The 13,247-nt window shown below is 66.0% G+C and carries 14 protein-coding genes; 2 read left to right on the top strand and 12 right to left on the bottom strand.

Annotated features, from left to right (window positions below; translation table 11 throughout):
* Positions 1-128 precede the first annotated feature (128 nt).
* From GH736_RS02790 to GH736_RS02780, 3 genes are read right to left on the bottom strand one after another with little or no spacing between them, the layout of a single operon-like run.
* Entirely contained in the window at positions 129-377 is a 249-nt protein-coding gene (locus tag GH736_RS02790; protein ID WP_159600049.1) for a hypothetical protein, read from the bottom strand.
* Positions 374-574 (bottom strand): hypothetical protein, encoded by a 201-nt coding sequence (locus GH736_RS02785; RefSeq protein ID WP_159600047.1) that lies wholly within the window; start codon positions 572-574, stop codon positions 374-376. Before GH736_RS02785 ends, GH736_RS02790 begins: the two co-directional genes overlap by 4 nt.
* Positions 571-864 (bottom strand): DUF7455 domain-containing protein, encoded by a 294-nt coding sequence (locus GH736_RS02780; protein WP_159600045.1) that lies wholly within the window; start codon positions 862-864, stop codon positions 571-573. The genes GH736_RS02785 and GH736_RS02780 overlap by 4 nt, the downstream gene beginning before the upstream one ends.
* A gap of 291 nt (positions 865-1,155) precedes the next feature.
* Between GH736_RS02780 and GH736_RS02775 the strand changes: the two genes are divergently transcribed.
* Entirely contained in the window at positions 1,156-1,506 is a 351-nt protein-coding gene (locus GH736_RS02775; protein ID WP_159600043.1) for a hypothetical protein, read from the top strand.
* Here GH736_RS02775 and GH736_RS02770 read toward each other — a convergent pair.
* Together GH736_RS02770 and GH736_RS02765 are read right to left on the bottom strand one after the other, a co-directional pair.
* Complete coding sequence (locus tag GH736_RS02770; RefSeq protein WP_159600041.1) at positions 1,503-3,302, bottom strand: helicase associated domain-containing protein; 1,800 nt, start codon at positions 3,300-3,302, stop codon at positions 1,503-1,505. The two genes, GH736_RS02775 and GH736_RS02770, sit on opposite strands and share 4 nt — an antisense overlap.
* A gap of 718 nt (positions 3,303-4,020) precedes the next feature.
* Positions 4,021-4,608: a hypothetical protein gene (locus GH736_RS02765; RefSeq protein ID WP_159600039.1), complete on the bottom strand. Its 588-nt coding sequence runs from the start codon at positions 4,606-4,608 to the stop codon at positions 4,021-4,023.
* Between the two features lie 155 nt (positions 4,609-4,763).
* Here GH736_RS02765 and GH736_RS02760 point away from each other — a divergent pair, with 155 nt between their 5' ends.
* Positions 4,764-5,345, top strand: a complete 582-nt coding sequence (locus tag GH736_RS02760) for a hypothetical protein (protein ID WP_235933806.1) — start codon at positions 4,764-4,766, stop codon at positions 5,343-5,345.
* Between the two features lie 21 nt (positions 5,346-5,366).
* Here the strand turns inward: GH736_RS02760 and GH736_RS02755 are convergent, their stop codons facing one another.
* The 7 genes from GH736_RS02755 to GH736_RS02725 all read right to left on the bottom strand — a co-directional run bounded on the left by GH736_RS02755 (position 5,367) and on the right by GH736_RS02725 (position 12,915).
* Positions 5,367-5,681 carry a hypothetical protein gene (locus GH736_RS02755; RefSeq protein WP_159600037.1) on the bottom strand — a complete coding sequence of 105 codons (315 nt, stop codon included), beginning with the start codon at positions 5,679-5,681 and terminating at the stop codon, positions 5,367-5,369.
* A gap of 197 nt (positions 5,682-5,878) precedes the next feature.
* Complete coding sequence (locus tag GH736_RS02750; protein WP_159600035.1) at positions 5,879-6,943, bottom strand: DNA-methyltransferase; 1,065 nt, start codon at positions 6,941-6,943, stop codon at positions 5,879-5,881.
* A gap of 79 nt (positions 6,944-7,022) precedes the next feature.
* On the bottom strand, positions 7,023-8,009 hold the full coding sequence (locus GH736_RS02745) for a hypothetical protein (protein ID WP_159600033.1): 987 nt from the start codon (positions 8,007-8,009) through the stop codon (positions 7,023-7,025).
* Between the two features lie 360 nt (positions 8,010-8,369).
* Positions 8,370-10,865, bottom strand: coding sequence for an ATP-binding protein (locus GH736_RS02740; RefSeq protein ID WP_159600031.1), 2,496 nt, complete (start codon positions 10,863-10,865; stop codon positions 8,370-8,372).
* Positions 10,865-11,890, bottom strand: a complete 1,026-nt coding sequence (locus GH736_RS02735) for a hypothetical protein (protein ID WP_159600029.1) — start codon at positions 11,888-11,890, stop codon at positions 10,865-10,867. The genes GH736_RS02740 and GH736_RS02735 overlap by 1 nt, the downstream gene beginning before the upstream one ends.
* 7 nt (positions 11,891-11,897) lie before the next feature.
* Positions 11,898-12,236: a hypothetical protein gene (locus GH736_RS02730; protein WP_159600027.1), complete on the bottom strand. Its 339-nt coding sequence runs from the start codon at positions 12,234-12,236 to the stop codon at positions 11,898-11,900.
* A 1-nt stretch (position 12,237) separates the two neighbouring features.
* Complete coding sequence (locus tag GH736_RS02725; RefSeq protein ID WP_159600025.1) at positions 12,238-12,915, bottom strand: hypothetical protein; 678 nt, start codon at positions 12,913-12,915, stop codon at positions 12,238-12,240.
* Between the last annotated feature and the right edge of the window lie 332 nt (positions 12,916-13,247).

Here is a 13,247-nt window from a genome sequence, read left to right as displayed (position 1 = left end):
CAGCGCATGCGTTCCTTGGCGAAAGCGCGGTAGAGGCGGATCTCCGCGCGGGTGGCACCGCTCAGCGGCGATCTCAGCATGGGCGGCTGCCCGCCCCTGCTGCCTGGCCGGCGGCGGACAGGGGGAGACTAACCAAAGCCTTTCCTTGGGTCGGCGCTGATGACAGGGTGCGGGTACGAAGGGTCCGTCTCGACATTCCGCGTTTCCCAGGCGAGGTCGCGGCCGCCGCAACTCGAGCAGTTGGACGGCTCGCCCTGAGGGCGGGTGGGGTCGGCGCCGAGCTCTTCGCTGCAGTCCGTGCAGTACCAGGAGATGATCGTCCCGTCGGCCTCCTCGAGGAACTCGGCGTGCGACGTGGCTGGTGCGGAGTCGGTCATGCAGGATCGAGGCTGAGGACGCTGCGCATCACGCTGACAACCGTTCGCTCTGCGTCCTCAAGCTCCCGGTCGACGAGGCGTTCGAGCACTCGGTCACCTTCCACGACTGCGCGGAGTCCTTCGAGGTCGCGGACCCGGCCGAGCATGCTGATGCCGGCGTTGACGGCGCGGATATGGATCTCGGTGCTGGCGCTCACTCATATCCCTTGGTTCGAGATGCCTCTTCCTCGTAGAGCTTGTCGCGCTGGTCGTTGATCCCGCGAACGGCGGTCGACATCGCCAGCCGAGGCTCGTGCTCGTTGTAGTGGTGCGCGCAGAAGAACAGAGGGACGACGATTCGTTTGAACTGGTCGTCGTGCTTGTCGGTGGCGATCGCCACCTCGACGTAGGCGCGTGCACCGCAGGCGTCGCAGCGGTCGGCGGCCGTGAGCTCGCGCGGTGCAGGCTCGACGGTCTGTTCCGTGTCAGGTGTGGCGAGGGTGTTCAAGATGGTTCCTCCGTAGGGGTGGTCATCGCTCCCATGCGCGGAACTCTCCACAGTCGGCGTTCAGGTTATGCTCAGGGTTTCGGCGCACCGACAAGTGGGCAGGGGAGTGGTCACTTTGGCGGGTATTCTGACTAGTGCGGCAACACCCCCAGTCGTTGAGCTCCGAACTTCTGCCACCCGAGAGCCGGCAGAACCATGCGCTGAGGACCAGGAATGCCATATCAAACGTCTCCCGACCACAGCTCGTCACAGCAACGGCTGGCCCGCAGGCTCGGGATCCTGATGGACGTCATGGCCATCGAGTACGGACGAAACGTCACCTTCTCCGAGTTCGCAACGCTGGTGGCGGAACGAGGCGTGATCCTGTCGAGATCCCGATGGGCATACATGCTGAACGGCGAAGGTCCACTCGTACGCGACAGCCGCCTGCTGCAGGCGATCGCCGATGTCTTCGATGTCAGCTACGACTACCTCGTCAACGGGTCCGAAACCATGCCCGACGTCGTAGCACCACACGAGGAAGTGCTTCGCGCAGCGCGGATCCGCAGAGTGAGAGACCACGCCATACGGAACCTGACGGACATCGCCCCGGGCGAACTACAGCGAGTGCTGCAAGCGTTAGATGATCCGCACCGAGATTAGGCGCTGATCGGCGTCCTGCCGGAGTAGATGCTCGAGACCGACGAGATCAAGTCTTCGACCGTGCGACCCACGGCGTGAGCTCCGGACGGAATGAGGTGGCGAGAGTCAGCGGTCGCTGCGACCCCGGACCACCCGGCGAGGTGTGTGTCGAGCCACTGCTTCCGTCTGTCCTCGAGGGTGCCGCTCTTCAGCGCCGATCGCTGGTTGTTCAGCCAGATGCCGAGGCGTCGGGCGACTGCGTCGTTGGATCGGAAGTACGGGAAGCGACCTGACTTCCGGCGGAACGCGGCGACCGCTCGCGCGCTGGTCAGCCACTGTGCGAAGTGCGGGTCGACCCATTCGCGGAGCCTGGCGTCCAGCCACTCACGGCGCTCGTCGGGGAGCTTCCCGGTCTTGTGCGCGGTCCGCTGATTGTTCAGCCAGATGCCGAGCTCGCGTTCGTCGGCGCCGGCGGTGCGGCTCCGGGTGGGGAAGCGGCCGTGGATGGCGACGAACTCCTCCACCTTGGCGGCTGTGGACAGCCAGACGTTGAAGTACGGCGACTGCCATTCGGTGAGGTTTCGCTCGAGCCACTTGTGCCTGGTGGGGCTGAGCCGGCCTTCCTTCGCTGCGCGGCGCTGCCTAGAGAGCCACATGCCGAGGCGTCGGCCTTCCTGGTCGGGTTCGAGGACGCCGGGGAGACGCCCGAACTCCTTCTCGAACCGTGCGACTGATTCGGCGTCCTCCACCCATCGGTAGTGCTTGCGCTCGGACCATTTCGGGAGGTTCGCGTCGAGCCAGTCCTTCCGGTCCACCTGGAGGATCCCTGTGTGGCGGGCGGCTCGCTGCGTGCTGAGCCACGCTGCGAGCTCCGGTTCGCCGGGGATGCTGCTGGTGCGACGCTCCGGGAGACGGCCGTGCTGGTTCTGGAAGGCGACGACGTCGGCGGCGCGGACCAGCCACGTGTTCGTCTGCGGGCTCTGCCAGCCCGGGATGTTCGCATCGAGCCAGTCGATGAGGTCCAGGGGCATGCCCTTGCTCGCGACGGTCGAGCGCTGCTTGGTCAGCCAGATACCGAGGCGTCGCTCCTCGGCGGACTCGCAGGTGCTGCGGGGGAGGGTCCCGGTAGTGGTGAAGAACTGCTGGACGGACTGGGAGCGCGCGAACCAGGTAAACAGCGCCTCATCGTGCCACTTCGGGCTGAGCGCTTCGAGGTACTGGACGCGGTCGGAGTTGAGGCCGCCGTTCCGGTGGGCCGATCGCTGAGCGCGGAACCACTGGGCGGCGTCGCGCTCTGCACGGTCAGTCGAGGAGGGGTCGGGGTTCCGGCCGAGCCGGCGCATGGTGGCGATGGCGACGTCCGCCTTCGAGTACCAGGCGTCGGCGGCAGGGTCGTTCCACGTCGGGAGTTTGCTGTCGAGCCATGCCTTGCGTGCGGCGGACAGCTTGCCTGCCTGGTCGGCACGGCGCTGGGTCCGAACCCACATGCCGAGACGGCGGGTGCATTCGTCCTTGGCGTTCGCCTGGGGGAGACGGCCGTGGTCGAGGCGGTACCGGGTCACCGCGATCGCGGAGTTCTTCCAGTTGTCCTCGAGGGGAGCAGACCACCCGTGAAGGTACAGGTCCAGCCATTCCACCTTGGCCGAGTTGAGCCGGCCCTGGCGGTGAAGCTCTCGTTGCGTGCGAAGCCATCGGTACATCGCGCGCTCCGCGTCGTCGCAGCCAGTTGCGGCTGCCGGGAGGTGGCCGTTCGCGAGCCGGAATCCGGCCACCGTCGCTGCCATCTGTTCCCAGTCCCGTTCACGTGTTGTGGGCATGGTGATTACTGAGGTGGCTGCGCCAGACATGGTCGTGATTCCCTGAGGTTCGGAGTGAACCGCCATCCGCGACGGTAGGGGTCGCGTATGGCGGAAAGAACTTTCGGCTTGAGCCCGCCCCCATGGAGGTCTCATGCCACCTCAGCGGAAACGTCCCCCAGGGAGAGGCCTTTCCCGTCCGTTTCGCATTCGGTCTGGGAGCGATTCAAGCAGTTGGGGTTGCACATGTCCAAAGCGCAAAATCTCCACCCGTCGGGGGACACGACGATGTGGAAGGTGCGGGTTCCCGCATCTAATGGGGGAACCGCCGAGGATGGGGGAGCGCGGCATGATTCACGGCTATGACAGGTGCCCCCCGTAATGGGGGTCAGTGTGACCCCTGCACCGAGTTGCTTGCCCTTCGGTAACCGCTTCCGACATGCTTGTCCGAACACCGGTTCCGCCGGGAAGGGGGTCGCGATGCCGGCACGCTTCCTCGCGCTTCACGGTGAGAAGCCGCCGAGCGGCCCGTACCCGCACATGCAGTGGGTCAACGTCGACCACATATCTTGGCTCGAACCTCGATTTTCCGGCATCGAACCTGAGCTTCACCTGCACGCCAGGCTGAAGGTCGAGGGCATGCCGATCATCGACTCGTGGATCGCGTCGGTGGCCACGAGAGCCGAGGCAGAAACCAAGTGGCAAGAGTTCCTCAGTTTCATCGAAGGGGAGTCGGAGCCTAGTGAGTCTTCGGGGTGGGGATCACGCCCTTCGGCGCTCGGGCAGTAGCGGCTGAAGACTCAGCCGACTTGGCATCCTGGGGTACAGGCGCAGCATCGACCGGTGCGACCACCGGGTCGGCGACCTCGACGTTCGCCTCGCCGTTCTCAAGCAGCTGGTTCGGCACGTATCCGTCCGTCAGTTCAGCATCCTCGGACGCCGGCGCCGGCACGCCAGCTGTCGCACCGGTCGCGATGTCCATGAAGACCGCCGAGCTCGTCGGAACCATCCCGAGCTGGGCGGCCTTCGTGGCAAGCGACTGCGGCGACTCCAAGACGGTGAGCGCGTCGGAGGTCGTCTCGATCTCCTTCGACAGCGAAGCTGAACGGACCTCGAGCGCGTCGAGCTCATACGCGCCCTGCACGATCGCCAGGTTGAACGTCAGCTGCAGCGCACCGATCGCGACCAGGCCCCCGAGCACCGTGGCGACCATCCGTTGGCGCCTGCGGATTTTCGGCTTGTTAACCTCGTGGACGACCGCCCTCAGGTGCCGGCGCGCGGGTGCAACCTCAGCGACGGTATCGGCGAACTGACGGGCGGTCAGCATTCGGAACCTCCGGACGGGCGAGGGGAGCGGAGACGCCGATGGTGAAGCAGGGAGAGCACGTCGATAAGGCATGCGGCGGACATGGAGGAAGCCGACGACGGAACCTGGAACTTGCACGCTCGGGCCACGTCGGCCGTGCACAGTAGCCTCAGATCGTGGTCGACACGAAGCAGACGAAAACGATCGGCGAGCACCATGTCGCCGCCGAGTTGGCGCGGCGAGGCTGGGCGCCCGCAATGACCCGGGACGGGCTCGAACGAACAGACATTCTTGCCGTGATGACGGAGGGAAGCGACCGTCGACTCGTCGAAATCCAGGTCAAGGGCGCGCGCGGCGCGAAGATGGACTCGATCAGCTGGCCCATCGGGCCGAAGTCACAGGCCCCGAGCCTCCATGGACGCGAGTATTTCGTTCTGGTGGCCATCCCGACTGATCTCAGCCAGCATCCGAGATGCTTCGTCGTCCCGAGGATCCACGTCGCCGCGGCCGCGTGGATCTCGCACATGGACTGGCTGACAGATCCACTGGCACCCGCAGGGAAACGCAACGCATCTGTCGAACGCGCGCGGGTGCTGCTCGGAGTCTTCGCGAGCTACGAAGATCGATGGGATCTGCTTGAGATCGACCAGAGCTACGCACCCGTGCTGCTTCCACCTGCCTACCGCAACCTCGCGTTAGACGAGCGCGTTGGATTGCCGACAGGTCACGAGTGGAGACGAGTCATCCCCACCTGGTGAGCAGCTGTCACGGACGAGCGGTCAGGTCAGGACGAGTGCGGCGATCGTCGCGGTCCACGGGTAATCATCGATCGCTTCTTCGAATGTGGCAGCCATCAGGCGCTCGGCGAGAGGTTGCTTCGTGCGTACGTCGAAGAGATGAACTGCCCGACGATCGTTCTCAGGGTTGATGACAAAATCGAGCCGTACGGGACGGCCCTTGATCGTCCCGAACACGGATGTGCCGAATGGTCCGACAGGCATCTCGCTGGCAGACAGGAACTCGGTTCCGTTGTTGGCCAGGCGCTGATTGACCATTCCGACAAGCGCGGCTGCATCGACCTGCTGCATCTCCATGCGACAACCGTACGGTACCGACTGAACCGGCTTTCCGTCGGCGAGCAGGAGAGTGGCTTGCGATTGCATCTGATGCAATAACGCACGATCAAACCGACATAAGAATCATTATCGGCCTAGTGCCGAGCGGGGTCCGCCAGCACCTGGGGGCCGCTGTTCCCGGAGCTGTTCACATGTCGGGCGACGGATCTCGAGCTCTAGGCTGCAGCCTCGAGCTTGCGCGCCAACGCCCGATCGATCCGCTCATCGATCGCCGGCATGTTCTTCGCCTCGAGCTCGATGCCGATGATGTCCACGCCAGAGTCGATGCATGCCTCAGCGGTCGTCCCGGATCCGAGGAACGGGTCAAGAACCGTCTGGCCGGGCATAGCGGCCAGCTGCACGAGCCATCGCATTAGCGCGATCGGCTTCATCGTGGAGTGCTCGTCCCTGGAGCCCTTCTGGGGTCGCTCGGCGCCACGGGCTTTGCTCTCGTACCGCAGGATCGGGAAATACCGCGACGAGTCGGACTTCTTGCCCTGGGCCTTGATCATCTGCACCGGGCAGTCGTCGATGCACGGACCATCCTCGCCGCACGCCTCGGCGTGGCTCAGGATCATGTTCGTCGGCCACCGTCCGCCAGCGTGGGACTCGGTGCGCTCGGTGGCGCGCTCGACCTTCCAGGTCGACGCATCAGTGTCACCGTTGCGGCGGCTCCGATCCTCGTCGGTCGGGATGCGGACCGCATCGATGTTCATGAACCCAGTCCCCCACTCGAGGACGTTCTCGACGACCGTGCCTTCGAGCGGCTTGCGTGCAACGACCCAGGGCTCGTAGGCGGGCTTGAGCCGGGTCTCGCAGCCCTGATACTCGTCCGCGATGTCGCCATGACCGGCCTTGCGGAGCTCGTGCGCGACGTCGGCCGATCCAAGGCTCATTCCCTGCCCGTAGCACCAGACGATGCTGTCCCGGATCTCGAACCCGGCGTCCTCGACGGCTACAGCGAGGCGGTGGTAGGTGCGCGCGGCGCCCGCGGCGACCAGGTTCCCACCGGGCTTCAGGACGCGGAGTGCGTCACTCCAGAACTCGACATCGAAGGCGATTCCCGTGCGGTCCCAGGACACTCCACGCTGCTGCCTAGTGAAATCGATTTCGTACGGCGGATCGCACACGATGTGGTCGACGCTGTTGTCTTCAAGCTGACGAAGTACGTCCCGGCTGTCGCCGTTCCAGATGGTGATTGCGTCGTCGGAGCGATGGATTGCCGGTGCGGGGTGGGGCATGGTGGCGTATGTGTGCGGCGGATTCCGCACACCCGAACACCGTTACCGTTCCGTTACCTAAGTGGGTCTCCCCCGCCGTTCAGGCCGGGAAGTTCGCCGGGTCGACGCTCGTGAAGATCCGACCGATGCGGTCGCGGACCTCGTCGACGGTCCCGCCGAGCGGCTGCTTGTGCCAGTCGGCTGCGGTCTTCGCGAGCTCCGGCCAGGCGGCGGCTGCCATCTTGTGCTGGGCGAGCTGCTCGTTCTCGTCGCCGCGGGACTTGGACTTGAACTCGGAGAACGGCGAGCATTCGCGGGCGACCCAGGACTGCACGAGTGCGTTGGCGTGCGACTCCCAGTCCTCGTTGACGGAGGCCATGGTGACGATCTTGACGGCCTGGTTTACGACGTCGCGGGACGGCTTGGGGCTGAGCATGACGGCGGCGAGGGCGACGGTGTGCGCGAAGCCGGGTCGGTACTCGGCGAGGTCTTCGGCTTGCTCGGCGGTGAAGTCGTCCCAGAGGCCGAGGAGCCGGTCGTCGATCGGGTTGGCGGCGCGGCCGCGGGAGGTGACGATCGCGAGCCACTGGGTGAGGGAGCGGTAGGCGAGCATCTCGTCTTCTTCGAGCTGCGCCTGGACCCATTCGCGGTCGGCTTCGCTTTCGGGGACGACGATGGGGGCGGTGATGTCGTAGGCGGCGCGGAGATGGTGGGCGTTCTGCTTGGCCTGGCCGGTGTGGCGGAGGTTCTTGTGGCCGGCGAGGGCTTCGAAGCTGGACGCGAACCGGTCCTCGGTGAACGCGTCTTCGGCGGAGAGCTCGAGGTGGGCGGCGTCGAAGACGTTCATGGCGCTGGTGTCTGCCTGCTCGTCGTCGGCGACGGTGGAGAACGTGTACTCGACGTCGTTGTGGATGATGTCGCGGATCTTCGACGGCATGGCGACGCGGAGGAGGTTGCGGGCCCAGCCGGTGGCGGAGGCGCCGTCGGCGATGCGCTTGAGGTCGAGGCTCGCCTTCATGCCGTTCTCGCCGACAGCTTTTCCATGGATGAGGTTGTTGAGCTCGTCGACGAGACGAACTTTAGTCATCGGCTTCAGATCGCCGTGGCGCGCCTCGCGAGTGACCTCTGTTGCGACGCCGGTTGCTTCGAGGTTCCAGGCGATGCCCCTTCGGGCTTCGGCTTCTGAAACCTCTCCTGCTATGGCTCGGCGCGCCAGGTCCGTTGAGATTTGGTCTGCGTGGGTGTTGGTGAGAGTGGTCTGCACCCGCGCGTCATGCGCGTCAATATGGGCAAAATCGCAGGATTTTGCTTGTTATTGGTGTGTATTCGGGCTGATTCGTTGTAGGTCATCTACAACTGAGAGATGAGCCCTGATCACGTCTCTTCGATTTGACACCGCACGCGCCGAGACCGTGTCCCCCATACGGCTGACACGGTCTCGACGGGCTCAGACGCCCGCTTGTTGGTTTCTGAGATTTACGTCGATACGGTTCGTCGAAGCCCTCGCCAGGAACTGTGGAGACAGTTTCACCTCGGTCGGGACGGCACGGCCGGCGAGGTCGGAGAAGATGAAAATCGTGCCTCGAAGGTTCTGCCGCGTCTTCGGATCGGACAGCGGACGGAGCGAGTGCCAGTTCGGGGCGACCTCGTCACCGGCGACACCGATGGTCTTCCGGGCGGTGATCCGGTCGATCCGCTCCTTCGTCTCCTCGAGCTTCGCGATCTGCAACGCCATCCGAGCCTGGTTCGCATCGTCGAGCGGGCCGATCGCCATGCGGCTCACGTGGTTCATCAGGTTCGCGTTGATGGCGCCGGACATGTCCTGCGAATACAGGATGGGGAGGAATCGCTGAGAGCGCGCGAGTCGGCCGGCGCGTTCCGCCTCCTCCGGGGTCGTGCCGGTCACCACCCATGCCTCGTCCATGTGGAGCACACCGTCGCGGCCGGTGAGCGCCATGCCGGCGCCGGTGAACATCATCTTCACGGTCGCGACGGCGAGACGTTGGGGAACGGTGAGGTGCTCTCTCGGCGTCCCGGGTGTCGGCAGCTCCAGCCGGTAGTCGCCGACCTTGATGTAGGTGATGCCGTTCGCGACCCGGAGGGCCCGCGTCGAGGGGTTGATACCGAAGAACGCGCGAACCAGCGCGCTCTGCTCTGCGAGGCGGAAGATCGGGCCGATGACGCGCTCGAGCAGCTCCCGGTGCCTCGGATCCTGCTCCGCCTGGTACGCAAGCTGCAGCGCCTGGCCGGTGCAGGTGGCGCCGAGGGAGACGCCTCGTGCGATCGCCGTGTACAGCGGCACCTCGTAGAGGTGGATCTCCGGTCCCCACGGGTTCACGGTGAGCAGCGCGGAAGCCGCCATGTCGACGCCGACCTCTGGGGACGCGGCGAAGCGGAGCGGGTCGAGCGCACCGTCCGATGAGACGAGGTCGTCGAGGGACACGACCTGGCCGCCGGAGGCGAGCACCGCCGCCGAGTGGTCCGAACCGGTCTTCGGGTCCACGATCACGTTCGGCACGCCCGCTCGCGCCTGCTGGTCGGCGAGGTTCAGCAGCAGCATCGTCTTGCCCGACCCTGAGCCTGCCGCAACCAGCATCAGCGGGGGCGTGTCCTCGTCCGACACAGCTGTGTGGCTGAGATACACCGGCTGCCGGTCGCGCTCCGTCACACCGAACAGCACGCCGTCCTTGTCGCCCACATTCGAGAGCGACGGGAGGCCGGAATACGCGATCGTCGTGGCGGGCAGGTCCTCGAGGTACGGGTTCGCGCCGATCGACGAGGCGAGCATCATCTCGGCGAGGGCGCCGGGCTGTCGGTTCTGCATCGCGCTCATCTGCACGACGCTTGCTGCCGAGGTGGCGTTGACGTCGTCGACGATGCCGGGCATGGCAACCACGACGGAGGCGTCGATGAGGGTTGCCGGGGCGGCGCCGGACGCGTAGTCGCGTTCCACCTGCTGCAGCTCGTTGGACTTCTCGTCGAGTTCGGCGCGGTCGAGCTTGTTCTTCTCGCGGCGCTCCTCGAGCTCCTGCCGGTAGTCGACGATCTGCTTCCGCATGACCTCGCGTGTCACCTGAGGAGGTTCGACCTTGCCGCGGATGGAGATCGCAGTGACGTCCGACTCGATGAGCCGGGACGCCCACCGCCCGGTGTCTTCGTACACGGACACGTACGGGAGCTCGAACGACTCGACTGCCGCGAAGGTGAGCGCGTGCGTACCGTGCATGTCGAGCCAGCTGTCGCAGTCGTCGAGGCCGACGCGTGCGGCGGCGCGGGCGGCAGGTCCGGACTGGAAGAAGTGGACGTGGTTGTCGTGGTAGACGATCGGGACGTCGGAGTTCATCCCGTAGTTGAACCACCCGTTGAGGTAGCGGAAGTCCGCCGGGTTCGGTGTGAAGAGGCCGGCACGTGTGAGGACCTGGTCGACGGCTTCGAAGTCCTGGTCGTAGTCGGACATCGGCGTGCCGCCTCGGACGATCGACTCGACGGCCGAGTCGAACGCGGAGCGGAGGGAGCCGTTGCCGAGCTGGGCGTTGAGGCGTACACCCAACACAAGCGCACGACGGTACGTGAGCAGGTCCGCGTAGCCCTCCTTCAGGTACGCGTAGTTCGGGTGGTCGGCCGGCGGTTCGTAGTACTGCGGGATGTTGACCAGGAGCATGTGCACCTGCCGGTACCCCGCCTTGTTCATGTTCCGCTGCTTGTTGCGGAGCCGGACCATGCCGGCGAGACCGTTCAGGGCCTGCTGGATGGTGTGGCCGGCGTTGACGGCGTCCTCGGCGGTGCGTGCTTCGGACACCGGGGCGAGCGGGACCGCCCGGTACAGCCAGACGCTGTCGTCGATGCCGACGATGCGGCCGTCACGGAACCGCTTCTTCACCATCGTCGGGAAGTCAGGTGTCGACTTCGCCGCGGTGTCTGCGACCTTCGGGGTGCGTGCCATCAGTTGCCTGCCTCCGTGAGCTCACGGTCGACGACCGCGTTCTGGTACTCCTTCAGGGATGTGCCGGTGCCCGGGCCACCCCAGGCGACCACCTTCGGCGCCTTCGTGTTCGCGGCGTTGATGAGCACGTCGTAGGTGATGACGCTGTTGCCGTGGCCGCCACCGACGACGCTCTCCTGCGGTTTACCGTCGGGGCCCAGCCACGTGAGCTTCAGCTCGACCTGGGCGACGAGCTGCTTCGGCTTCGCGTCCGAGACGGTGCCGTCCTCGACGACAGGGACGGATGCTGCGGAGACGACGTTCGCTTCGACGGACGCGACACCGTAGAGGGGCATGTACTCGTGGTTCTCCGCCTCATCGCCGACTCGTTGTCCGAGCACCTCCGCGTCCCCGGACGTGAACGCGACAGCCCAGTCGGAGACGGCGACGCGAACCGCGTCGGAGGGAGTGGCACTCTTCAGGCCGTACCAGGCACCGTTCGTCGCCCAACCGCTGGCCGCCGGCGCGATCGGGCTGAGCGACGGGGTGCTGAGCGCCGTCGCGCCTTCCTTCTCGGTGACGGCCACCGCGACGTCGGAGAGGTACCGGTTGCCGGCGCCGTCGACGAGGGTGAAGTGGTGGAGTTCGATGTCGTACTCCGGGGTGGTGACCGCCTTCGCGACCACCTCGTCGAGCTTAGGTTCGGGGACGACGTCGAAGCCGTCCCATGAGAGCACCCGGCCGTTCGAGAGCGGCGCCGGCACCGATTCGAGCCACGCATCCTGAGCCAGCAACGCCTCAGCCTTCCCGGGCGAGTCGATCTGCTCAGACGCTTCCGCCTGGACGAAGTCCTCCGGGGTCGGCATGTCCGTCCAGATCACGCCGAGCATGACGAGGACGAGCGGGAACGAGTAGGTGGCGAGCTTCGTGTAGCCGCGGACGAATCGACGGCTCGTCTCGCTGGACTGGACCGGCTTCGACCTGGTGTTCTCCGCCTCGACGAGGTTGGTGTCGTCCCAGATGGAGTGTCGGTTCTTCTTCGCCATGGTGTTCCTATCGGTCTGCCCACGGGTCGTAGCCCGGGTCGGGTGTCTGGACGGTCTGGTTGTCGAGCTCTTCGAGCGCCCCTTCGGCGGCCAGCGCAACGGAGTACTCGTCGTCGGACGCAAGGCGGATCAGCGTGTTCAGGTCGGTTCCCTCCTCGACGACGAGTGCGCGACGCACCTCAGGGTCGGGGTGGGTGATGAGCGCCTCGAGGCAGATATCGCATCGGACGGTGCCGGGCTCGATGCGGCTGCGGCAGACGGTCCAGCAGCCGCGGCACTCCCCCGGTTTCGTCGGCACGGGGTGCTTCGCGTGACGCTTCGGCCGCCACGACTTGCAGCGGGCCATGTCAGCGCCTCGCCAGTTCGTGAACGGCGGCGAGCTCCTCGAGGTCGGTGTCGGTGAGCTGGGTGGCGTGCTTCATGAGGAGCGCTCCGGCCTTCACGTCTGCCTGCGGGAGTGGGCCGCGGGCGTGGTCGAGCGCGGTGAGGAGCGCCCACACCGCCTTCATGCGGTGGCGCGGCAGGCTGACCGCCGCGATTAGCGCGTCGACGGGCGTCTCGGCCAGCGAGCTGAGCTCCCTGACATCGTCGATCGCCCGGGCGGCGGTGCGCTGACCGGCCATGATCGCGAAGGTGAGGTCGCGGGCGCTGTCCTGGACGCGGAGCACAGCGGCGAGGGCGGCGCGGAGCTCCGGGCGTGCGGTGAGCAGCTGGTCGTACTTCGCGATCCCGCGACGAAGGTTCGCGCGGTCGCGGTTCCGAGGCTTCCGGGTACCGGCGGTGGCCGGCTCGTTGGGCTCATCGTCGAACGGGTCGTGGTCGTCGACCGTGTTCGTGGAGGCGGTGCTGTCGGTGTCGTACGCGGCCGCGTACACATCCTCGTCAGCAGGGAGCGCAGGAGCGTTCGACCACGGGGTGGTGCGCTGCTGCGGCTGCTCGGCGGCCGCTTGCGCGAACAGGTCGAGGTCGATTTCCGGCGCCTGGTGTCCGAACCGGGGCGATTCCGGGGTCGTCAGATCAGTCATGTGTATTCCTTGGCTCGCGGGTACAAGGAAGACATGCGGCAACTTCTCCCTGTGCGGGGACCGATGACCAAGCACAGGCTCTGGACCAGATGTCCTTGACGCCACAACGCTCGTCACCCTAGATTTGGCCGCGCCGCATCATTCTGGGGGGAACATATGCGAAAGATCATGCTCGGTGCCGTCGCCGGATTGCTGCTTGTGGTGACGCAGGCTGGCGTAGCGACGGCAGCGCCGCCACCATGCGGGCCGACCGGCGTCGCACAGGCCAAGGCAGCAGACGTGTCAAAGCTGACCGCCTGCAAAGAAGGTTCAGTCGTCATCAGTGACACGGA

The sequence above is a fragment of the Agromyces humi genome, assembly GCF_009720255.1.
Lineage (GTDB): Bacteria > Actinomycetota > Actinomycetes > Actinomycetales > Microbacteriaceae > Agromyces > Agromyces humi.
Note: the sequence above shows the minus strand (reverse complement) of the source record. Positions and strands in the feature narration are given on the sequence as shown.